The sequence below is a fragment of the Arthrobacter sp. EPSL27 genome (assembly GCF_001512305.1).
Classification (GTDB): Bacteria; Actinomycetota; Actinomycetes; order Actinomycetales; family Micrococcaceae; genus Arthrobacter.
Genome location: NZ_LNUT01000004.1, coordinates 1,021,450 through 1,043,706, shown reverse-complemented (window position 1 = coordinate 1,043,706; position 22,257 = coordinate 1,021,450). Strand labels below are relative to the sequence as shown.

The following is a 22,257-nucleotide window of genomic DNA, read 5'->3' as shown; positions in this document are numbered from 1 at the left end:
TCCTGCAGCGGGGTTGTTCACCTGTTCCGAACTTCTACGCGCGATGCCATGGGCCAGGCGATAGGAGTCGGTGCCGGTTTCGATGATGGTGCCGTTGAAGGTCAGCCGGTCCACGATGGCGGCGCAGAGGCGCGGGTCGGTGAAGGTTTTGGTCCAGCCGGAGAACGATTCGTTGGAGGCGATGGCGATGGAGTTTTTCTCCTCACGGTCGCTGAGGACCTGGAAGAGGAGTTCGGCGCCTCGACGGTCAAGTTCCATGTAGCCAAGCTCGTCGATGCAGAGCAGGTCCACGCGGCCGTAGCGGGCTATGGTCTTGGCCAGGACCTTCTCGTCTGCGGCTTCGATGAGTTCGTTCACGAGTCGGGTGGCGAGGGTGTATTTGACTCGGTAGCCCTTCTCCGCGGCGGCGGTGCCGAGTCCGATGAGCAGGTGGGATTTGCCGGTTCCGGAGTCCCCAATCAGGCAGAGGGGTTGTCCTTTGCGGATCCATTCTCCGGTGGCCAGGGTGTGGATGGTGGCGGAATTGATGTTCGGGTTCGCGTCGAAGTCAAAGTCCCCGAGCCACTTGTCCCGGGGAAAGTTCGCGGCTTTCACGCGCCGGATCGAGGAGCGCCGGTCCCTGTCGTCGCACTCGGCCAGCAGCAGTTCGGCCAGGAAGCCTTGGTAGGAGAGTTGTTCCTTCCCCGCGACGGCGAGGCCTTCATCGAGGACTGCCCGGATGGTGGGCAGGCGCAGTCGGCGGCAGGCCTGGTCCACGGCGGCAACCGCTGCCTGTTCGGTCAGGCCTCGCCGCCGGCGCAGGGCCGGGGTGATGGTGGTCGCCGGTGCGGTGGGGCTCATGAGATGTTCTCCTTTGACGCGGTTCCTGCGGGGTGTTCCGAACGTTTGGCCAGCAGCTCGTCATAGGCGCGGACCGATGGCAGGGGCCGGCTATCAGGTGGCAGCCCGGCGATGACGGCGACGGGGTCCATGAGGCGGCGCTGGGTGAGACTGACAACTCGTTGCACCTTCTCTTCAGCATGAACACGGGGATGACGGTCCGAACTGGCCCCGCCCCGGCAAGATGTCGTGGCGTGTCTGCGGGCTTCGACCGCGACGACGTCGGCGCTGACCGCGCCCACTACGAGGGCCGCGGTGATGCCTGCGTGGATGTCGCAGGCGTCCATGGACCGGTGGAGGAGCAGGACGTCGATGAGTTCACGGGTCCCGTCGGCGTCGCCGTTGACCCGGCGGGAGGCGGCCCAGAATGCCTCGTGCGCGCTGCTGAACGTCCCGGACTCTCGCGCCCGGGCCAAAGCGGTGGAGCCTGGAAGGGCGCCGGGCTTGGTTTTGAGGACCTCGAGATAGTGGTCCAGCTGGACCGACTGCCCGGACCGGGCGGCGAGCCGCTGATGCCTGGCGACCACGGTGCGGCCATCGAACACCACGACCTCGGACGCCCGCAATGACACCCGGACCCTCCGGCCGATGAACCGGGCCGGGACGGAATACTTCACCATCCGGACGGTGACCATCGAGGACCTGTCGACCCTCGGGTTCAGCGCCAGACCCGGATCAAATTCCTCTGCCGGCAACGGGGCCAGGAACGGCCGTTCGATCTCGAAGTCCTGGCCTATGGTGCGGATCCTGTCATTGATCCGCCGGTTCTCGTCCTGAGCTTCCCAAGCCCGTATCCGGTCGTTGAGCTCGTCCAGGGAGTCAGCAACAGGCATCGGTGAAAGCCGGTTGCGGCGGAACCAGCCCACCTCACCTTCAACCCCGCCCTTTTCGTGGGCCCCTGCGATGCCGGACTGGCAATAGAAGGGGTCGAAGCCGTAGTGGGAACGGAACAACACCCATCTGTCGTTCTCCCGGCGCTGCCGGCCCTGCCCGAACACCACCGCGGTGACAGCACTGGTGAGGTTGTCATAGCGGATGTGTTTAGTCGGGACGCCGCCCAGAACCTTGAAAGCCTCGACGTGCCCTTCAAGAAAGGCTTCCTGGGCCTGGGTCGGGTAGATCCGATGGATGGCCCTGCCCGAATGCGATAACCGGAAAATGAACATGTGGCACTTCGTCTTCACGCCGTTCAGCACGACATAGACCTCGCCGAAGTCCACCTCAGCCTCAGCACCCGGTGCGTGTTCCTGGGGAATGAACACCTCAACGCGGCGTCCGGCCTCCACATCAATTTGGGCCCGGCGGACCCTGACGTAATCACGCACCGTGGAATACGACAGCTCTTGCGCACCGTGCTCTTCGATGAGCCGGGCCAGAATCCTGCGTGCAGTATGGCGCTGCTTCCGCGGCGCCGTCGTGTCCTCGATCAGCATCGCGTCGATCGCGCCCTTGAACGGCTCCAGCCTCCAGGACACGCCTTGTCTCTGTTTACGCTCCGGAGGGGCAGCTGAATCCAGCGCCTGCCTCACCGTTCGCCTGTGAACCCCGTACCGGACCGCCAACGCACGAACCGATAAGCCCTCAACCCGGGCGTCCCTCCGAATCCGCGCGAACAACTCCACTCTCGACTCCATCCAGACCAGCCTTCCGCCGCATCCATCCACTGATGGATCCAACGTTGAAGGTGGGGCCACAAATAACCGTCACAGGTGCCCGGCGAGTCATGAAGTGGGGCCGGAAATAACCGTCCTGCCGGGGCCATATAAACCTGTCACAGCCACTGGGCACCGTGTCGGCATCATTGGCCTAGGTGGAACCGGGTCGTACATTCTTGATCTAGTCGCCAAAACCCCCGTAGCCGAAATCCATCTCTACGATGGGGACAAACTTCTGCAGCACAATGCCTTCCGCATGCCTGGTGCGGTATCCGTCGAGGAGTTGGCGGGGGCTCCGGGCAAAGTAATCCACCTGGCGAGCTCATACTCCAAACTGCGCACCGGCATTGTTGCTCACGAATGCTACGTCACAGACGCTAACGAGAATGAGCTGGCTGGTTTAGACTTCGTCTTTCTCGCGCTCACCGGCGGGGAAGCGAAACGACGAATCGTAGCTGTCTTGGAGCAGAACCACGTGCCCTTCATTGATTGTGGGATGGGCATCTACGAAGTAGACGGCTTCCTTGCCGGCCAGCTCCGAGCAACCACTAGCACTCCAAAATTCCGTGACCACGTGCACCACTTGGGCCGCATTCCATTTAGCGATGGCGAAGCCGACGCCTACTCGCAGAACATTCAGATTGCTGATCTCAACGCGCTTAACGCCGCCATAGCGGTCATCCGATGGAAGAAGCTGTGTGGTTTCTACCTTGACCTGGAGGACGACCACCACAATGTGTACGTCATTGACGGCAACCACATGCTGAATGAGGACAAAGCGTCGTGACTACGCCTGCAATCACACACCGATTCGTCGACCTGATCCCGGAGCAGCTAGAAGAAGGCATCCTCTATATATGTATCCAGTACCAAACGGTCAGCCACTTATGCCTCTGTGGATGTGGCAACGAGGTAGTGAGTCCCCTTCATCCTCAGCAATGGTCTCTCACGTTTGATGGCACTGCCGTATCTCTGGCGCCGTCAATCGGAAACTGGAGCTTTCCCTGTCAGTCCCACTATTGGATCAAGCGCAACCAGGTCCACTGGGCCAAGGGCTTTACTGCCGAACAAGTCAACAAATTGCGCACCAGGGACCAGAGGCTGCTTGAAGATCACTTCGAAGCTCAGTCGAGCAAGGGCGACATTCTGTCGGACGTGCCCTGGTGGCGTCGATGGTGGAAGCGCGTCACGAAATGGGTCCAGCGCGACAGAGGGGAAGCAGGGTAGCGCCATTGGAAGATGGCGAACTGTTAGGCAACAAATTCCTTGAGTTTCATGGGCGGGCTCCGAGGACCGGTAGGCCGTACAGCTCTGCTACGCGGTGGAATTCGGGGTCCGGTCCGACATTCTCAGAGGTCAGTTGCAGCAGGCCGTTGCGGCTGGGGGAGAGGCCTTCGTCAGCCCGCCGGTCCCAGTAGGCCCAGCATCTGCCGGTCAGGGTTTTTGATGGGTAGCTGATACCAAGTGGTTCTGAGCCGTCGTCCAGCACGGTGCCGCGGATGACGTGGGCGAGGAGCGTTGTCAGGTCACGGTCGTCTCCGGTGAGGGAGCCGGCCGTGAGGAGCTGGAGGCGTTCGGTCAGTCCCGCAGTTACCGGTGTAAGGCCTTCGAGGGCGCGGAGGGTGGCGGCGTCGTCGATCTGGACCCACCATCCCTGACGCGGGAGCCGGATTTCGTAGATCGAACGGTCCATTTGCCAGTCCACGGAGATGGCCCAGGGGACGTCGATCCCGTTTTCCCGGGCTTGCGCCTGGACGCTCGAGATGTAGTCCTCGACCGTCCATCCGATGGACACCGCCGCCTTGGCCACGGACGCGCGCTGCTGTCGGAAGCCGAGCAACACCTCGGCGTAGGCGCACTGGCGGGAGTCGGCGAGGTAGATCGTTGAGCCTATGCTGTCGTACCGTCCCCGACAGTCACTGGTTACGGCAGTTCCGATGGGCATCGGGCCAACGATGGAGTTTTTCCTGACCGACAACGCGCCGTAGCGGTCCTTCGCCACCCTGAACGAAATCTGGCCAGCGGCCTGGACAAGGGTGAGCCCCGTCGAGGCGCACCGGCGCCCCTTGGCGGTCGTGATCATGCGGCGTAGGTGTCATTCACGAATGCTTCGGCTGCCCCCAAAACCTCACGGGAACGCAGCTGTTGGATGTAAAGGACAGGAAGTTCTTCGTCCAGGCGCGGATTGGCGCCCATTAGCCAGGCCAAGGCCACATGCTTTCCTTCAGCGAGCTCAAGGGTCTTCCATACGCGATGACCCAGGCGCAGGCGGGACTCGATTTCCGGGCGGGGCTCCGGGCCGTCAGGCTTGGCCCAGCGGAACGGAGACGTGCGGTCCTTCACGCCGGCCATGGTTTGGACGACCGTCGTACCCAAATTCTCATTGAGTTCGCGCACAAGGTCGTGAATGTTCATCCGGGTGGTCCCCAGGTGAATGTCATGCCGGGTCGTTGCTTCCATGTTCCAATCGTCGCAGGCATGCAGGATTAAAGCAACGAAAATGCAACACCAAACAATCACCGCAAGGGGCTTGTCCCACCCGAGGGTTACCGAACCAGGGCTAGTCCGCGCCGGTCTTACCCGTTCTGATTGGCCAGCACGAGCGTACATAATGCTTAAAACAACGATTTACTTGAAGATTAAAGCAAATTACTTTACATAACCTAGGTTATCGGCTCTTAAAATTGGCCGGGGGAGTAAGAAGGGTTCTCTCGCGCCATGACACTGCAGCTCCTAGCGCCCGCGGCAAGGTCCTGAGTACGCGGAAGGCACCCACACCCCAGGCCCGCCTATCCCAAGTGCCTCAGCCCGTCCTCAAAATTTGCCGCTATATGCCGCTATCGGAGGAGACGCCGTCAGCGGGGGTCAGGGGGTTGTCACTCGGTTCGCTCGATGCTGGGCCCTTGGGAACTACTACGCCAGCACCACCGCGGGTTCGCATGCGCGGATTTTGGTCCGCCCTGCCTTGCCCGGCACTCCTCGTTCGGTCAGCCGGGGGCGTGCGTATCTTCTTGCTTCTTGCTGCCCGCCCCTTGAGAACCCATCGCCGCAGTCGCGCGCTAGGATCACTGTATACAAAAGCAATGATTTTCGCCCTTTTCTTGCTTAAACGTCGGCCTATGTATACATTTGCTGCATGCGTGCTAGTGAACGTGCTTACCAAACCCTCCGAGAAGAGATTCTGGATTGGAGTCTCCTCCCTGGAACCGTGCTGGCCGAAGTCGAACAGTCCGAACGGCTAGGAGTGTCCCGAACTCCGCTTCGGGAGGCTCTGGGAAGACTGGGCGCCGAAGGGCTGACCCGGACTGCCCGAGGTCGCGGAGTCGTCGTCAGTGACATCTCGCTGGAAGACGTTGACGAACTGTTCGAGCTCCGCGAGACACTCGAAGGCAAGGCGGCCGCGCTGGCGGCGGAACGGGGAGACTCAACAGTTTTCGGGGAACTGCATGAAGAGCTGCTGGCCGCGCCTGGGCTCATCAGTGAGGCCGATCCTGCCCGTCATGACTACTACGAGCTGGTTGGCCGGCTGGATGAGGCCATCGACTCGGCTATCTCCAACTCATACTTGGCCCAGGCCGTGCGCAGCCTTCGGGTACACCTTGTCCGGGTCCGACGGCTGGCCGCCGATGACGCCACCCGGCTTACAGCCGCCGCCGCGGAACACGCAGCCATTGCCGAAGCCATCGCCTCAGGCAATCCCCGCCTGGCTGAAGCAGCCACCACTCTTCATCTGCACCGCAGTCTCTCCCACATCAAAGCAACCCACACACCCCGCTAATAAGGAGCCCCATGGTCAAGGAACACCACGTTCGCGTCTACAAGAGCGAAGAGAACCTGCCCCGCGAGGACCAGCTGGCCCACAAAATCGCCTTGGTTGCCGCCGACCCCGTGGAGGTCGCCGCCGAGGTAACGGACATGGTGATCAACCGGATCATCGATAACGCTTCGGTGGCGATCGCGTCGCTGAACCGGGCCCCGATCGTGGCCGCCCGGGCCCAGGCACTCAGCCATGGCCCGAGTACCGGCGGCAAGGGCGCCAAGGTCTTCGGCATCGGAGAGCGGGTCTCCCCCGAATGGGCCGCCTGGGCCAACGGGGTAGCAGTGCGGGAGCTGGATTACCACGACACCTTCCTCGCTGCGGAGTACTCCCACCCCGGCGATAACATTCCCCCGATCCTCGCCGTCGGCCAGCATGTGGGTTCCAGCGGCCGGGATCTGATCCGGGGCATCGCCACCGGGTACGAGATCCAGGTCAACCTGGTCAAGGCGATCTGCCTGCACAAGCACAAGATCGACCACGTGGCCCACCTTGGTCCGTCCGCCGCGGCCGGCATCGGCACGCTCCTGGGTCTCGACGTCGAGACGATCTTCCAGTCCGTGGGCCAGGCACTGCACACTACCACCGCGACGCGGCAGTCCCGCAAGGGGGAGATCTCCACGTGGAAGGCCCACGCCCCAGCCTTCGCCGGCAAGATGGCGGTCGAAGCCGCGGACCGGGCGATGCGCGGCCAGACCTCCCCGGTGCCGATCTACGAAGGCGAAGACGGCGTCATCGCCTGGCTGCTCGACGGCCCGGAGGCTTCCTACCAGGTCCCGCTGCCCACTCCCGGGGAGGCCAAGCGCGCCATCCTGGACACCTACACCAAGGAACACTCCGCGGAGTACCAGGCCCAAGCCTGGATCGACCTCGCCCGCAAGCTGCACCGCGAACACCCCGAGGCCACCGACCCGGGCAACGTGAAGTCCGTGCTGATCAAAACCAGCCACCACACCCACTACGTCATCGGCTCCGGCGCCAACGACCCCCAAAAGTACGATCCGACGGCGTCCCGCGAAACCCTGGACCACTCCATCCCCTACATCTTCACGGTCGCCCTGCAGGACGGCGCCTGGCACCACGTGGACTCCTACTCCCCCGAACGCGCCGCCCGCCCGGACACCGTGGACCTCTGGCAGAAGGTCTCCACCGAGGAAGACCCGGAATGGACCCGCCGCTACCACTCCCTGGACATCAACGAAAAAGCCTTCGGAGGGTCCGTGGAAATCACCCTCAGCGACGGCACCGTCATCACCGACGAGATCGCCGTCGCCGACGCCCACCCCCTCGGAGCCCGCCCGTTCGGCCGGGAGCAGTACATCACCAAGTTCCGCACCCTCGCCGCCGGCCTCGTGGAGGAAGCGGAAATCGAACGGTTCCTCGCCGCCGTCGAACGCCTCCCCGAACTCGGCCCCGGGGAACTGGACCAGCTCAACATCACCGCCGCCCCCGGCATCATCGACCTGAACGCCGCACCCAAGGGACTCTTCTAATGCTGTATTCGAAAGTCACTCCCGAGCAGAAGCGCATCGATTTCCACAACCTGCTCGCTTCGGGGACTATCGCCCAGTTCCCCGGGGCGTTCAACCCGCTCTCCGCCCGGCTGATCCAGGAGAAGGGCTTCGCCGGTGTCTATATTTCCGGCGCGGTCCTTGCCAACGATCTTGGCTTGCCGGACATTGGGCTCACTACCCTTACCGAGGTGGCCACCCGGGCCGGGCAGATCGCCCGGATGACGGACCTGCCCGCCATCGTGGACGCAGACACCGGATTCGGCGAACCGATGAACGTGGCCCGCACTGTCCAGGAGATCGAAAACGCGGGCCTGGCCGGACTGCACATCGAGGACCAGTTCAACCCGAAACGCTGCGGCCACCTCGACGGCAAAAACGTAGTGGATCTGGAGACGGCCACCAAGCGCATCCGTGCCGCCGCCGACGCCCGCCGCGACCCCAACTTCCTCATCATGGCCCGCACCGACATCCGCGCCACCGACGGACTTCAAGCAGCCAAAGATCGCGCCAAAGCCCTCGTGGACGCCGGCGCCGACGCCATCTTCCCTGAAGCCATGCGCGACCTGCACGAATTCCGTGCGATCCGCGACGCCGTGGACGTGCCCATCCTGGCCAACATGACCGAATTCGGCAAAAGCGACCTCTTCTCGACCAGAGAGCTGCAGGCCGTGGGCGTCAACATGGTCATCTACCCGGTCACCCTGCTCCGCAGCGCCATGGGCGCAGCTGAACGGGTCCTGGACACGCTCAAGAGCCTGGGAACCCAAGAAGTACGTGTTCCTGAAATGCTCACCCGCGCCCGCCTCTATGACCTCGTGGACTACGAGGCCTACAACAAGTTCGATTCCGGCATCTTCAACTTCCAGATCCCCCACACCCGCTAGTAAAGGGCTGCAACGAAGGAGTTCAGCATGACTGACACAGAGATCAAAAAGGGCCTGGCAGGCGTCGTGGTGGACTACACCGCCGTCTCAAAGGTCAACCCCGACACCAACTCACTGCTCTACCGCGGGTACCCGGTCCAGGAACTCGCCGCCAAATGCAGCTTCGAAGAGGTCGCCTACCTGCTCTGGAACGGCGAACTGCCGACCCCGGAACAGCTCGCGGAATTCACAGCCCGAGAGCGGGCCGGCCGTGCACTCGACCCTACACTCCAAGCCATCATCGACGCCTTGCCCAAGAACGCCCACCCCATGGATATCTGCCGCACGGCAGCTTCAGTGCTGGGCGCCCGGCACCCTCTGGCCGAGGAATCCACGCCCGAAGCCAACATGAACAAGGCCGTCGACCTGTGGGCGGCGATGCCCGCCGTCGTGGCCTATGACCAGCGACGCCGCCACGGACAGGGCGTCATCGGGCCGCGCGAGGATCTTGGCTACTCCGCCAACTTCCTCTGGATGACCTTCGGCGAAGAGCCAGCGGACGAGGTCATCGAGGCCTTCAATGTCTCGATGATCCTTTACGCCGAGCACTCCTTCAACGCCTCAACCTTCACCGCCCGGGTTGTCACCTCCACCCTTTCGGACCTCCACTCGGCAGTGACCGCGGCAATCGGTGCCCTCAAAGGCCCGCTGCACGGCGGTGCCAACGAAGCCGTCATGCACACCTTCCATGAGATCGGCATCCGACCCGAGGAATCCCTTGAGGAGGCAGCCGGCCGGGCAAAGGCCTGGATGGAAGACGCCCTGGCCCAGAAGAAGAAAGTCATGGGCTTCGGCCACCGCGTCTACAAGCACGGCGACTCCCGGGTACCCACCATGAAAGCAGCCCTGGACAAAATGATCGCCCACTACGGCCGGCCCGAACTCCTGGGCCTCTACCAAGGGCTTGAGAAAGCCATGGACGAGGCCAAGGCCATCAAACCCAATCTCGACTATCCTGCCGGGCCCACGTACCACCTTATGGGCTTCGACACTCCCACTTTTACGCCGATCTTTGTCGCCAGCCGCATCGCCGGTTGGACCGCCCACATCATGGAGCAGGCTGCATCCAACTCCCTCATCCGCCCTCTGAGCGCCTACAACGGCGTAGAGCAGCGCTCCCTGTAGCCGGTCTATTGCCGGCCCCAGTAGCTGCGGTGGGGCGCTCGATGATCATCCGGATCATCAACTATCGCAACGTTCTCGGCGCCTCACCGCTTCACCACAGGTACTTTTGCTATGTCGAAACGACAGGAAAACCATGGATCTTCACTTGCAGCCAGACTGGCAGCGCACGTTAGGACAACATGTGGAAGTACGACGTTACGGTGAAATCGTTCGAACAGGAACGGTCGAAGACGTGATGTCAGACAACTCCATACTTTGGATCTCAGCAGAGGGAGCGTTTCCCCGGCAGATGGTGGAGAGAGTCGAGGGATACGAGGTCTACTCCCGCTACCCGTGGGACCACCGCCTCCCCCCTCGCAAACTCGGCGGTTGACTTATGGCCACCCTCCAGTCCGCGGTTCTGTCGGCCGCTTTTAGACAGCCGCAGGGTCAGCGCTCTGCGCAAACAAGACCACGGCGTCTGCCATGTGCGTCCTCACGAGGACGCAACTTCTCGGAAGTTCGGCAGGCGCCCAAGGTGTCACTTTCAATCCGGAATATGTAGCCTACGCCGGGCAGCGCCACTAGAAAGGCTTTCGCAATGACCAAAATATTAATTATTGGACCACCAGGATCTGGCAAGGGTACACAGGCCGAACGCGTCTCTGAGCGCCTTGGCGTTGTTGCAATCTCCACCGGGGACATTTTCCGCGCCAACGTCAAGGGCAAGACCCCGCTCGGCGTCGAGGTCCAACAATACATAGATGCAGGGGACTTCGTTCCGGACAACGTCGTCAACAAGATGGTCCGCAACCGTCTGAGCGAAGCCGACGCCGACGCTGGCTTCCTCCTAGACGGTTACCCCCGGACGACTGCCCAGGTTGACTACCTGGACCATATACTCGAAGGCTGTGGCCAGAAGCTCGACGTCGTCCTGCAGCTCACCGCTGACGACGAGGATCTGGTGGCCAGGATCCTGGGCCGGGCAAAAGAAAAGGGCCGCAGTGACGACAACTGCGCCGTCATACGCCACCGGCTGGACCTTTACCATAAGCAGACCGAAGCAGTTGTATTCAAGTACGCCGACCGCCGCATCCTTATCCGAGTTGACGGCACCGGCAGCATCGACGAGGTCACCGACCGCATCATGCAGTCCCTTAGCAAGCCCAGACCACCTAAGCCGGAGAGGAGTGAGGCGGTGCGCTAGGTATTGACCGGCACTGTGCGTCCTTAAACGTCCGTAGTCAGCCATAAAGGTGGCTTTCGCTGCAATGTCAGGACATAGTAGTGACGCCCGGAAAGTTGCGCGCTAACCCATTAGCCTCAGCTTGAGGAAAATCCCCACGTCACACGCGTCTTTCTGCCTGGGGTGCAGAACCAGTGGGAATCAATTCTCCGCTCTACCGCGAGGAGCAGTGCGGTGCCGCCGCCCGCATCCGGGGACAATTCTCATAGCTTAACCACCGCTACTGCTGCCAAAGAGCTACCCAACGGCTCCACTTCCAGCCGTGGATAACCTGAATTGACCCCAGCCGTGGACGGATAGAAGTCATCCCCGGTTCCGACCTCGAACTGCATGAGTCTGTGGTTGTCGGTGACGGTCAAGAAGGGAGCCATTGGGACGGCTTGAGGGGGCACACTTTTCGACCACTGACAGTTTTCCGTCGAAGTGACCCAAAGCAGCCTAAGCAAGGCATACGCAAGGAGCTCTCCCGGATGAACTGTTCCCTAAGGAGTCCACCTGACCCCGGTCATGCGATGCCCTGCTGCAGTTTTGTTCGAGAAATTCGGGCCGGGCACTACTAGCTGCAGTTACTAGCACTTCCTAGTAGTTCGCTTCAAAATGAGAGAATCGTTCGACGGAGTATCTTTGCTCTGCTTATTGTCGAACTGAAGGAAATGATGTGTCTGACGCCCTCCCCCTAGTCAAGGACCCCATAGCCGAGGCGCGTCGTCATTGGCAGGAGCATGGATGGGGCGATGCGGCAGACGGAATGGCTGCGGTTACCGCTCTGATGCGGACTCAGCAGATCCTGCTCGGCCGTATAGAAGCTGTACTTAAGCCTCATGGGTTGTCGTTCGCACGCTATGAACTGTTGGCGCTGCTCAGCTTTACACGGAACGGGTCACTGCCGATGGCTAAGGCCAGTGCACGTTTGCAGGTTCACCCCACGAGCGTGACAAGTGCGGTAAATAGGCTGGAGCGTGCAGGGCTGGTCCGCAGGGTCGCCCATCCAACGGACGGCAGAGCCACCTTGGTGCAAATTTCCTCTGAAGGCCGGGAGGCTGTCTTAGCAGCCACTATGGACCTGAATGCAGAAGTATTCACGCAGACTGGATTTACCGGTGAGGAGGTTGGCGGCCTGATTGAAACCCTTGGTCAGTTCCGGCGCCAGGCGGGGGATTTTGACGAAAACGCCCGCTTGGACTACGAGTAACGGCCCGCGGGCATTTCTTGCAGGGTGGTGCGGCTAGAGCTCAAAGAGCCGGGCATCCTGTCCCGTCCACTTGAATTAGGGAGTCTGCTTTTGAGGAAGGCTTCGACACCTATCTTGTGCTCGCCGCTGAGGGCCATCTCACGTTGCCACGCGGTGTTGGTCTCCCCGATGCCGTCGCCGTCCTCGGCGAGGACGTCAAAGATGTCTTTCATCGCCGGGATGGATAACTGGGAACGGGAGGCCAGACGCTCAGCGAAGTCGGTGATTTCCGCCGAGAAGCCAGGTTGGTGTTACCCGCGCCAGGCCCAGGGATATTGCTTCCGCGGCCGGGTTGAAGGCAGCGCTGAAGAGGAGGTATTTCGCCGTGGCTGGCCCTGCCAACCTAATGAGCCTTTGAATGCCGCATAAGGGGTAGATGATGCCGATTGTGGAGCGGTCAGAAGGGAGCCGGATATCGCAAGCACCTGCGATCTGTCAGCCGCCGCCGATGCAGTAGCCGTCAATGGCTGCGATGGTGGTTTTGTGGAAACGGGCCCGGGCGTTTTCTTCAACGGTGACGTGGTCGCCATCGTACCGGCCGGTGACGGGATCGTGGAGGATATCTTTGGGGTCACTGATGTTTGCTCCGGCGTTGCCTTGCTGATGGACCGCGGTCACGTAAAAGTGGTAGGTGCGAGCCCTTGTGCCGTGTGAGGTGCCTGACCATGTCCAGGGCTTGGACTTGCGGATCATCAAGGACTTCACGGTAGTTGTAGATCGGTCACGTTCTTCACGCCTCGGTGGCCCGGCCTTCAGTTTCATCCACACCGACCCCCAGTGCCTCTGTCGGGCACACAGATCAGCCATGCCTAACTGGAGGGCACCCAACTGAGGCAGGACACAGATCCTCTCCCTCGGCCGTTCCTGCCCTGTCTTCGTGGATTATTTACCGAGGGATGCCGCGATCTGCTGCATGATGGTGGGGTCCGAGAGGGTGGTCGCGTCACCCGGGTCGCGGCCTTCTGCGACGTCCTTGAGGAGGCGGCGCATGATTTTGCCGGACCTGGTCTTGGGCAGTTCCGGGACCACCAGGATGTTCTTTGGTTTGGCGATGGGGCCGATTTCCTTGCCCACGTGGTTCCGGAGTTCCTGGACAATGTCATCTCCGGAATCGACGGCGTCCCCGCGGAGGATAACGAACGCGACGACGGCCTGGCCGGTGGTTTCGTCCGAGGCCCCCACGACGGCGGCCTCGGCCACGGCGGGGTGCGATACCAGGGCGGACTCGATTTCGGTGGTGGAGAGCCGGTGCCCGGAGACGTTCATCACGTCATCCACCCGGCCCAGCAGCCAGATATCGCCGTCCTCGTCCTTCTTCGCGCCGTCTCCGGCGAAGTACATGTTCTCAAAGCGGGACCAGTAGGTGTCCTTGTACCGTTCGGGGTCGCCCCAGATGCCGCGGAGCATGGCCGGCCACGGTTCGCGGATCACCAGGAAGCCGCCGTGCCCGTTGGCGACGGATTCGCCCATCTCATCCACCACGTCCACCGCAATGCCCGGCAGCGGAACCTGGGCGGAGCCGGGCTTGGCCGCGGTGACGCCGGGCAGCGGGGCGATCATCTGCGCTCCGGTCTCGGTCTGCCACCAGGTGTCCACGATCGGGGTCTTGTCCCCGCCGATGACCTTCCGGTACCACATCCAGGCTTCGGGGTTGATGGGTTCGCCCACGGACCCGAGCACGCGCAGGGAGGACAGATCGTACTTGTCCGGGATTTCCCGGCCCCACTTCATAAACGTCCGGATCGCGGTGGGGGCGGTGTAGAGGATGGAGACCTTGTACTTCTCCACGATCTCCCACCAGCGGCCCTGGTGCGGGGAGTCCGGGGTGCCTTCGTACATCACCTGGGTGGCGCCGTTGATGAGCGGGGCGTAGGTGACGTAGGAGTGGCCGGTGACCCAGCCGACGTCGGCCGTGCACCAGTACACGTCCGTCTCCGGGTGCAGGTCGAACACCGCCTTGTGGGTGTAGGCGTTCTGCGTGAGGTACCCGCCGGTGGTGTGCAGGATGCCCTTGGGCTTGCCGGTGGTGCCGGAGGTGTAGAGGATGAACAGCGGGTGCTCGGAATCATGGCCCACCGCAGTGTGCTCGGTGGAAGCCGCTTCCACAGTGTCTGCCCACCAGTGGTCCCGGCCCTCGGTCCAGTCCACGTCCTGGCCGTTGCGCTTGACCACCACCACGTTCTGCACGCTGTGGCCATCGTTCGCGAGGGCCTCATCCACCGCGCTCTTGAGTGCGCTGGGCTTGCCGCGGCGGTAGGTACCGTCCGCGGTGACCACCAGCTTGGCCTCGGCATCCTCGATCCTGGAGCGCAGCGCGTCCGCGGAGAAGCCGCCGAACACCACCGAATGCACTGCCCCGATCCGGGCGCAGGCCAGGAGCGTGATCACCGCCTCGGGGATCATCGGCAGGTACACGGCCACCCGGTCACCCTTCACCACACCGAGGGACTCGAAAGCATTCGCGGCCTTCTTCACCTCTTCGGTCAGCTGGGCGTAGGTGTAGGTACGGGTATCGCCGGGTTCGCCTTCGAAGTAGATGGCCACCCTGTCACCCCGGCCGGCCTCCACATGCCGGTCCAGCGCGTTGTAGGCCGCGTTGACTTCCCCGCCAACGAACCACTTCGCGAACGGCGGGTTGGACCAGTCCAATGCCTGGTCAAAGTCCTTGCTCCAGGTCAGCAGCTCGCGCGCCTGCTTCGCCCAGAACGCCGGCCGGTCAGCGGCGGCCTCCTCGTACTCCCCGGCCTTGACCACAGCGTCAGCGGCGAACTCGGGAGTGGGCGGAAACGTCCGGGTCTCGTGCAGCAGGTTTTCAAAGGCATCGCCCTGCTGGCCGGCCTGCCCGCCTTGTCCGGAACCGGCGGCAGCGGTGGCCGTGGAGCCGTAAATGTCCTGGGACATAGAGAACCTCATCATTCGTCGATCTTTTGCTGCGCGGCCTGCACGTTATCGCCTTCGCGGGGCCGCTCATGGCGGCGCTTTCACCGAGGGCCGGCGTCAGTCATGGGCGTTACTCATCAAGGAGCTCCGACAAAATGACATTTTGAATGACCGCGCCGGGCAGCAGTCCGGTCATGTTCTACGTGCCCCATGTAGGGGCGTGGTGCCCGGTAGTGCAAAATCCAGCATGCCCTAAACAAGCGCTGCTCGCTAAGGCATGCTGAAACACTGTTCGGGCTTATAAGCGGATGGTGACCGTCTTGGTCTGCGTGTAGTTCTTCAATGCCTCGAAGCCCTTCTCGCGCCCGAAACCGCTCGACTTAAACCCACCAAATGGCGTTTCAACTCCGCCCGCAAAATATTCATTGACGAATACCTGACCGGCATCGATTTGGGCCGCTACGCGATGGGCGCGGCCCAGATCCCTGGTCCACACTCCTGCCGCAAGCCCGTACTCGCTGTCATTAGCGATTCGCACGGCTTCATCCTCGTGCGAGAACCGGATGACACTCAGCACCGGACCGAAAATTTCCTCTTGGGCGATCCGCATTTCATTCTTCACCTCGGTGAAGATCGTCGGCAGCACGAAGTTTCCCGTTTGAAGATCGGCGGCCTCGGGACGGCCGCCGCCTGCTGCGAGCGTAGCACCTTCCCGCTTGCCGATCTCGATGTACTCCAGCACCTTTTCGAACTGGCCTCGAGTAGCAAGGGGACCCAAGTCCGGGCTTCCGCTCCCGGGTCCGATACTTGCACTGTTTGCGCGAACCACGAGCCGGGCCACGACCTCGTCATAGACGGAGTCCTGAACCAGCAGCCGCGTACCCGCGGAGCAGACCTGTCCGCCCTTGATGGTAAATCCTGTCCAGGCACTCTTCGCCGCAGCGTCCAGGTCGGCATCCTCGAACACAATGTTTGGCGATTTTCCGCCGAGTTCGAGGGTGAGGGGAACCACTCTGGCCGACGCCCGTTGCATGATTTCAGCACCTGTCTCGACTGATCCGGTAAAGGCGATTTTGCGGACAAGCGGATGTTGGACCAGAGCCATGCCGGCCACGCGTCCGGATCCCGGAACCACATTGAAAACTCCGGCGGGCAGTCCTGCCTCAAAGGCGATCTGTGCGAGGGCCAAGGTCGACAGAGGGGTCTCCGACGCCGGCTTTATGACCGCGACGTTTCCTGAAGCGAGCGACGGCCCCAAACCGCGGGCAGCCTGCTGCAACGGGGCGTTCCACGGCAGAATGTGCCCGATGACTCCGAAAGGTTCCCGCGTGGTGTACGAGTGGTAGTCGGTGCCGAGCGGCAAGGTGTCGCCGTGGAGCTTGTCCGCTGCCCCGGCAAAGAACTCGAAGTAACGCGCAGCCACCTCGACGTCGCCAAAGGACTGGTTCAGCGGCTGGCCGTTATCCTGGGTCTCCAGGGCAGCTAGCTTGTCAGCATTCTCACGGATGGCGTTGGCCACACGCATGAGGGTGCGTCCGCGCTCGGACGGCTTGGTCCGCTTCCAGGTCAGGAATGCACGCTGTGACGATTGCACGGCAAGATCAATTTCGGCTGCCGTCCCACTGGATACCTCTGCGTATGCCTCACCCGTCGCCGGATTTACCGGGCGAAAGAACTCGGTGTTGACCGGCGTGGATTTTCCGTCAATGAAGGGTTCGTACCGTACAAGCATTACTGGTCTCCTTTAGATTCTTTAGGTAGCTACTGGGCGTGAGCGGAAGCGACGGGTTCGGTCAGTTCCCCCGCTTCGTCGCGGACTGCATCGAAGGCGAAGCCCCGGTAGCCTGCGGCAACGACCTCATTGCACTGATCAACGTACTTGTTGAAGCCACCCGAGTACGGAACGAAAACCCTCGAGCCGTCGTCCTTGTTTACGTGGACCATGTAGTTGTCGTGTGCGAGGCGAAGCAAAGGCTTTGCGAGCGAAGCCGCATGGTCCATCCATGCCTGCTGTCCTTCCTCGGTCGGCTCGACGCGAGTTAGGCCGCGTTCATTCATGTGGGAGATCATGTCGGCAATAAAATCCACGTGCTGTACGTTGGCGGCGTTCATGTTGGCCAGCACCGAGGGACTGAGCGGACCGGTCAGCGTGAACAGGTTCGGGAATCCGGCGGTCATGAGACCGAGATAGGTGCGGGGGCCACGCTTCCAAAGGTCGCTGGGCTGCTGGCCATGCTCGTTGCGGATGTTCGCATTGTCGAGGGCGCCGGTAAAGGCCTCGAAGCCGAGCGCAAAGACGATGAGGTCAACTTCGTAGTGGTTATCCCCAGCCTGAATGCCGGTAGGGGTGATCCGTGTGATCGGATCGGCGTTGACATCTACCAGAGTGACATTCTCTTGATTGAAGATGTCGTAGAAGCCGGTGTCGATGCAGAGACGGCGAACACCGATTGGGTAGGAAGTCGGCATGAGCTTTTCAGCCGTCTCCGGGTCCTTAACCATCTGACGGACCTTGCCGCGAACGAAGTTCGAGACGATGTCGTTCACCGCTTGGTCAGTGCCCTGGTCCGCGAAGAGGCCAAGCAGGGCCTGCCCGCCAAATGCCCACCGTTCCTCGAGCAACTGCTGCTGCTGCTCCTCAGTGTAGTCGCCCGCCTTGCCGAGAACGGGTGGAAGAATGATCCCTCCCCCGGACTCGGTGAGTTCCTTCCAGATCGTTTCCGTCTTACTGCTATACCGCCGGTGGCGTTCCTGATCCGCCTCTCGGTTGTGGGCAGGCACAGAATAGTTCGCAGTGCGCTGGAACACGTAGAGTTCGGAGGCCTCTTTGGCGATCGCAGTCGCGGCTTGCACGCCAGACGATCCGGTGCCTATGACAGCGACGCGGCGCCCCGCGATCTGGACCGGGGTGCGCGGCCAGTGTGCGCTCTGGTGCCACTCACCCTTGAACTCGTCGATGCCCGCGAAGTCAGGCTTGCGAGGTTTCGAGAGGTTGCCCGTCGCCATGACGAGGTAGCGCGCGGTAAAGGTCTTGCCGGTATCGGTCGTCACAACGTAACGGTGAGTGTCCGGATCCCATTGGCTCCCGTTGACCCACGTATTGAAGAGGATAGACGGTTTGACTTGGAGGCGGTCGGCCGCGTAGTTAAGGTACCTGAGGATCTCGGGCTGGGCGGCGTAGCGCTCGGTCCACGTCCAGTCACTGTACAGGTCCTGGTCGAAAAAATAACAGTAGTCGTAGCTCTCCACGTCGACGCGGGCACCGGGGTAGGCATTGTGATACCAAACGCCTCCCACCTCGGGTGCCGCTTCGATGCCGAGCACGGACAGCCCGTCCTTACGGAAGCGATGGACGGCGTAGATGCCTCCCATGCCGGCCCCGACCACGATGACGTCGTAGTGGGTCTTTACCGATTCTTCAACACCAGGTTGAAAGTTTGTCACCTTGACTCCTTGATGGAACGCCATTGTTAATTCAAGTGGGAATGTAAATTATGCCGCAGAGCGGCACATCGTTTCAATTCTTTTTCTATGAGGGTAGTACCTCTGACGGGCACTGCGCGCTATTTGATGGCGAGCGGATTGAGGGGGGAACCAGTAGCCCCCGTCACCATCAGGGGCTGCGCAACGAGAAAGAACTCGTAGACCCCGTCCGTTGCGCAGTCTGCAGCGAGCTCCTCGAGGTCCCACATCTCGCCTATGTAGACCCCGGCGTTCACCAGCAGAATGACATGGAGAGGCGACATAAGGTCCGGGGTCTCGAATGGTATCGCCTCGGCCCCCCACGTGTCGGTGGCGACGCCCGCAACCCGACGTCCACAAAGGAAATCCGCGCTGCTCACGCCGAGGCCAGGGGCAGGCCCGCCGGCATAATCCCCCCAGTCCCCCTCCTTGCGGCGCTGCTGTAAATGCCCCGTACGTACAAGCACAATGTCACCTTCCCGGATTTCGACACCTTGCGCCTCGGCGCAGCCCTCCAGATCCTCCTCCTGAATGGTGTCGCCCGGCTTGAGCGCCGGAAGTCCGAGGTGCCGGGCAATGTCCAGCAGGACCCCGCGGCCGAGCCCTCGCTCCCCCAAGTTGGTAATGCTGTTATGGAGCGCGCCGTCGGTGACCGTGACGCTGTCGGCAGTGCGCCCGTTGTAGGTCTGCCCTTCGTAGAAGATATGGCAGAAAGCATCCCACTGGGTGGAGCACTGCAGCGGCATGTAGACCGCGTCATCGGAAGCGGTTTGCAGGCCCTGGTCAGCGAGGCTTGCAATCTGTTCGTGCGGTAGACGGAGCATCACGTGTTGGGGGTTCACTCTCGGCCCTCCCCCGCGCATCGGACCAGACCGGTCCAGCGGCAATGAGAGGGAGAAGACAGCCCCCCGACTCACGCCTTGGGCCGCAGCGGCAATGCGCTCGGGAGTGATGTAGTTTGCGGCGCCTAGCTCGTCCTGGGCGCCCCAGCGACCCCAGGTTCGGTACTTCAAAGCAAGCTCCTCTACTGACGCTCGCGTGTGTGCCCTTCGGTTGAGAGAGCGGACCTGGGATTTCATAGCTTTCCTTCCTGCCGCTACGCGGGAAGGCCCACAGCAGCCAAGTGGTCCAAGCGCGTCCTGGCCGCGGGCGCGATTACGACCAATTGTTCGATCTTTGTACGGTAGCAGCTTGTGTGGCGCCCGTCTCACCAGCTACGCTATCACAAAGACCCAGAAAATGGCACGCCGTGCTACTCTGCGAACCATCAATGGTCGACCGTTGCACATGCTCTTCGCCGGAGGAAGCTGACCGCCTGCGGGACCGAAGACCTTGCCCCCGAGTCGCTACCGCGACCACGGAGGCCTTCCGGGATCTCTAATCGCCGATCCTTGAGGCAACGCTGCTCGCATCTACAGATATGAGGCATCTCATGAACGAACTAGCCGTGGTGACCCGCCACACTGGTCCACGCATTCCGCCAAGCGTCACAGCTCCGGTTCCGCTTCCAATAATCAGATTCGTGAATCCCGATGGGACCCTCACCGAGGCTGGACGATCACAGGAAATCGACACCGATCTCGCCCGCGCCCTCTATCGTCATATGACCCGCTCGAGGGCACTTGACCGTGAGGCGCTGGCACTTCAGCGGCAGGGCCAGCTGGCCCTCTGGCTGATGTCCTGGGGGCAGGAGGCCGCACAAGTCGGGTCGATCGCGGCACTGAGGGAATCGGACATGGTGTTTCCGAGCTATCGGGAGCACGCTGCGGCCCTTTACCGGGACATCACACCCGCGCAACTTTTTGCCCAATGGAGGGGTATAGCCCACTCAGGCTGGGATTCGCAAAAGCATCATTTTCACATCTATTCACTTGTGCTAGGCACACAGGCGCTGCACGCCACGGGCTATGCCGCCGGGGTCAAGATGGACCGTAGCGATGAGGTGGTCACGGCGTATTTCGGTGACGGAGCGAGCAGCCAGGGCGACGTGAATGAAGCGCTGAACTGGGCCGCGGCGGGAACGTTGCCGGTGCTCTTCTTCGTGCAGAACAACCAGTGGGCGATCTCAACTCCGCCCGCAGTGCAGATGCGCACGACACTTACGCAACGCGCGGCCGGATTTGGGTTGCCCTCATGGCACGTTGACGGCAATGATGCCCTCGCCGTTCACGCTGTCACCCGTGAGGCTGCTGCATGGGTTCGTTCTGGCAACGGTCCTGCGCTCATTGAGGCCGAAACTTACCGCATGGCAGGCCACAGCAGTTCGGATGACCCGACGCGCTATCGCAATCCGGATGAGTTCTCCCAATGGGAGGCGCGTGACCCTCTTCTGCGGCTTGAGGCTCTTCTGAAAGCTACCGGCACATCACGCTCATTCTTCGACGAGCTCGACGAAGAAGCCCAGGCCTTTGCCTCCAGCTCCCGGGAAGCCTGCCTCAGGCTGGCCGACCCTGATCTCGCCGATCTATTCGAAAGCGTCTACGCTGAACCGCACCCTGTGACCAGCCGAGAGCGCGAGCAGTTTATTGCGTTCCGCGCAGACCTTGAAACGGAGCACTGACTTGGTATCTATGACTTTGGGTTCAGCGCTCAATTCGGGCATGCGACGCTCCATGGAAGCCGACCCGCGCGTCATGCTCATGGGCGAAGACATCGGTAGGCTCGGGGGCGTCTTCCGCGTGACCGACGGGCTGCGCGATCAGTTCGGTGCCGAACGCGTCGTGGACACGCCGCTCGCCGAGTCCGGAATAGTCGGAACCGCGATCGGCCTAGCCTTGCGTGGCTACCGACCGGTTTGCGAGATCCAGTTTGACGGGTTCGTCTACCCGGCCTTTGACCAGATCGTCAGCCAGCTGGCGAAAATGCGGGCACGATCCGCCGGCCGCATTGCCCTGCCGATCGTGATCCGGATACCCGTCGGAGGCGGCATTGGCGCGGTAGAGCATCACAGCGAATCGAATGAGGCCTACTTCGCCCACACCGCCGGTTTACGGGTCGTATCCTGTTCCAACCCGGCCGACGCCTATCAAATGATCCAACAGGCCATCGCCAGCGATGACCCTGTGATCTTCTATGAACCCAAGCGTCGCTACTGGGACAAGGGCGAAGTTGATATCGACGGCCTGACAGGGCCCGTTGAGCCTCTCGATAAGGCACGTGTCCTCCGCTCAGGTACTGACTGCACTATCGTGGCCCACGGCCCCACCGTCGCGACCGCCCTGGCCGCAGCCCACGCCGCCGGGGAAGACGGCTTCTCCGTCGGCGTGATCGATCTGCGCTCGATCTCCCCGCTTGATCTCGACACGATCACCCTAGCTGCTGAACAAACCGGCCGCCTCGTCGTCGTGCATGAGGCCTCCACCTTCCTCGGGATAGGCGCCGAAATTGCGGCAGCTGTCACCGAACGCGCCTTCTACGCGCTCAAGGCGCCGGTGCTGCGCGTCGGAGCGTACAACCTGCCGTATCCCCCGGCCCGCACCGAGAACGAATTCCTGCCCGATGTCGACCGCGTCCTTGAGACCATCGATCAGGCCCTGAAGTTTTAGG

Annotated in this window: 18 protein-coding genes and 2 pseudogenes; 10 read left to right on the top strand and 10 right to left on the bottom strand. The window is 61.9% G+C overall.

Translation table 11 applies throughout. The features are described from left to right. Window positions 1-48: 48 nt before the first annotated feature. Both istB and istA read right to left on the bottom strand, forming a co-directional pair. A pseudogene (gene istB, locus AR539_RS09330) lies at window positions 49-840 on the bottom strand (IS21-like element helper ATPase IstB); the annotation flags it as partial. Beyond that, window positions 837-2,513 carry an IS21 family transposase gene (gene istA, locus AR539_RS09325; RefSeq protein ID WP_066435229.1) on the bottom strand — a complete coding sequence of 559 codons (1,677 nt, stop codon included), beginning with the start codon at window positions 2,511-2,513 and terminating at the stop codon, window positions 837-839. The gene istA and the pseudogene istB, both read right to left, overlap by 4 nt. A 94-nt stretch (window positions 2,514-2,607) precedes the next feature. On the opposite strand from istA, the gene AR539_RS18995 reads away from it, so the two are divergent. Together AR539_RS18995 and AR539_RS19910 are read left to right on the top strand one after the other, a co-directional pair. Next, entirely contained in the window at window positions 2,608-3,321 is a 714-nt protein-coding gene (locus AR539_RS18995) for a ThiF family adenylyltransferase (RefSeq protein WP_197410582.1), read from the top strand. After that, a complete protein-coding gene (locus tag AR539_RS19910; RefSeq protein ID WP_442854396.1) occupies window positions 3,318-3,761 on the top strand; it encodes a DUF6527 family protein in 444 nt (147 codons plus the stop codon). The genes AR539_RS18995 and AR539_RS19910 overlap by 4 nt, the downstream gene beginning before the upstream one ends. 46 nt (window positions 3,762-3,807) lie before the next feature. Here AR539_RS19910 and AR539_RS09315 read toward each other — a convergent pair whose 3' ends face one another. Next, on the bottom strand, window positions 3,808-4,479 hold the full coding sequence (locus tag AR539_RS09315) for a hypothetical protein (RefSeq protein WP_157360958.1): 672 nt from the start codon (window positions 4,477-4,479) through the stop codon (window positions 3,808-3,810). A gap of 134 nt (window positions 4,480-4,613) precedes the next feature. Further along, on the bottom strand, window positions 4,614-4,994 hold the full coding sequence (locus AR539_RS09310) for a hypothetical protein (protein WP_066435219.1): 381 nt from the start codon (window positions 4,992-4,994) through the stop codon (window positions 4,614-4,616). A gap of 676 nt (window positions 4,995-5,670) precedes the next feature. Between AR539_RS09310 and AR539_RS09305 the strand changes: the two are divergent. The 6 genes and pseudogenes from AR539_RS09305 to AR539_RS09280 all read left to right on the top strand — a co-directional run. Next, window positions 5,671-6,328 (top strand): annotated as a pseudogene (locus tag AR539_RS09305) (GntR family transcriptional regulator); the annotation flags it as partial. Continuing rightward, window positions 6,324-7,844, top strand: a complete 1,521-nt coding sequence (locus AR539_RS09300; RefSeq protein ID WP_066435217.1) for an MmgE/PrpD family protein — start codon at window positions 6,324-6,326, stop codon at window positions 7,842-7,844. The pseudogene AR539_RS09305 and the gene AR539_RS09300, both read left to right, overlap by 5 nt. Beyond that, entirely contained in the window at window positions 7,844-8,749 is a 906-nt protein-coding gene (prpB, locus tag AR539_RS09295) for a methylisocitrate lyase (protein ID WP_066435213.1), read from the top strand. The genes AR539_RS09300 and prpB overlap by 1 nt, the downstream gene beginning before the upstream one ends. Window positions 8,750-8,776: 27 nt before the next feature. Continuing rightward, entirely contained in the window at window positions 8,777-9,913 is a 1,137-nt protein-coding gene (locus tag AR539_RS09290; RefSeq protein ID WP_066435210.1) for a bifunctional 2-methylcitrate synthase/citrate synthase, read from the top strand. Between the two features lie 580 nt (window positions 9,914-10,493). Next, window positions 10,494-11,099: an adenylate kinase gene (locus AR539_RS09285; RefSeq protein WP_066435208.1), complete on the top strand. Its 606-nt coding sequence runs from the start codon at window positions 10,494-10,496 to the stop codon at window positions 11,097-11,099. Window positions 11,100-11,796: 697 nt separating this feature from the next. Then, window positions 11,797-12,330, top strand: a complete 534-nt coding sequence (locus tag AR539_RS09280; RefSeq protein WP_066435205.1) for a MarR family winged helix-turn-helix transcriptional regulator — start codon at window positions 11,797-11,799, stop codon at window positions 12,328-12,330. Here AR539_RS09280 and AR539_RS09275 read toward each other — a convergent pair. The 6 genes from AR539_RS09275 to AR539_RS09250 all read right to left on the bottom strand — a co-directional run bounded on the left by AR539_RS09275 (window position 12,321) and on the right by AR539_RS09250 (window position 19,724). Then, a complete protein-coding gene (locus AR539_RS09275) occupies window positions 12,321-12,542 on the bottom strand; it encodes a hypothetical protein (RefSeq protein WP_066435199.1) in 222 nt (73 codons plus the stop codon). The two genes, AR539_RS09280 and AR539_RS09275, sit on opposite strands and share 10 nt — an antisense overlap. Window positions 12,543-12,804: 262 nt before the next feature. After that, a complete protein-coding gene (locus AR539_RS09270) occupies window positions 12,805-13,065 on the bottom strand; it encodes a hypothetical protein (RefSeq protein WP_157360956.1) in 261 nt (86 codons plus the stop codon). 186 nt (window positions 13,066-13,251) lie between these two features. Next, the gene (acs, locus tag AR539_RS09265; RefSeq protein WP_066435190.1) at window positions 13,252-15,270 is read right to left on the bottom strand and encodes an acetate--CoA ligase; all 2,019 of its coding nucleotides are present in this window, start codon (window positions 15,268-15,270) and stop codon (window positions 13,252-13,254) included. A 277-nt stretch (window positions 15,271-15,547) separates the two neighbouring features. Then, a complete protein-coding gene (locus AR539_RS09260) occupies window positions 15,548-16,981 on the bottom strand; it encodes an aldehyde dehydrogenase family protein (protein WP_066435188.1) in 1,434 nt (477 codons plus the stop codon). Between the two features lie 29 nt (window positions 16,982-17,010). After that, complete coding sequence (locus AR539_RS09255; RefSeq protein ID WP_197410581.1) at window positions 17,011-18,693, bottom strand: flavin-containing monooxygenase; 1,683 nt, start codon at window positions 18,691-18,693, stop codon at window positions 17,011-17,013. Between the two features lie 119 nt (window positions 18,694-18,812). Further along, window positions 18,813-19,724: a cyclase family protein gene (locus AR539_RS09250; RefSeq protein WP_197410580.1), complete on the bottom strand. Its 912-nt coding sequence runs from the start codon at window positions 19,722-19,724 to the stop codon at window positions 18,813-18,815. A 509-nt stretch (window positions 19,725-20,233) separates the two neighbouring features. Here AR539_RS09250 and AR539_RS09245 point away from each other — a divergent pair. Continuing rightward, window positions 20,234-21,271, top strand: coding sequence for a thiamine pyrophosphate-dependent enzyme (locus AR539_RS09245; RefSeq protein WP_231728555.1), 1,038 nt, complete (start codon window positions 20,234-20,236; stop codon window positions 21,269-21,271). Window position 21,272: 1 nt separating this feature from the next. Then, the gene (locus tag AR539_RS19325; protein WP_269433690.1) at window positions 21,273-22,256 is read left to right on the top strand and encodes an alpha-ketoacid dehydrogenase subunit beta; all 984 of its coding nucleotides are present in this window, start codon (window positions 21,273-21,275) and stop codon (window positions 22,254-22,256) included. Window position 22,257 lies beyond the last annotated feature (1 nt).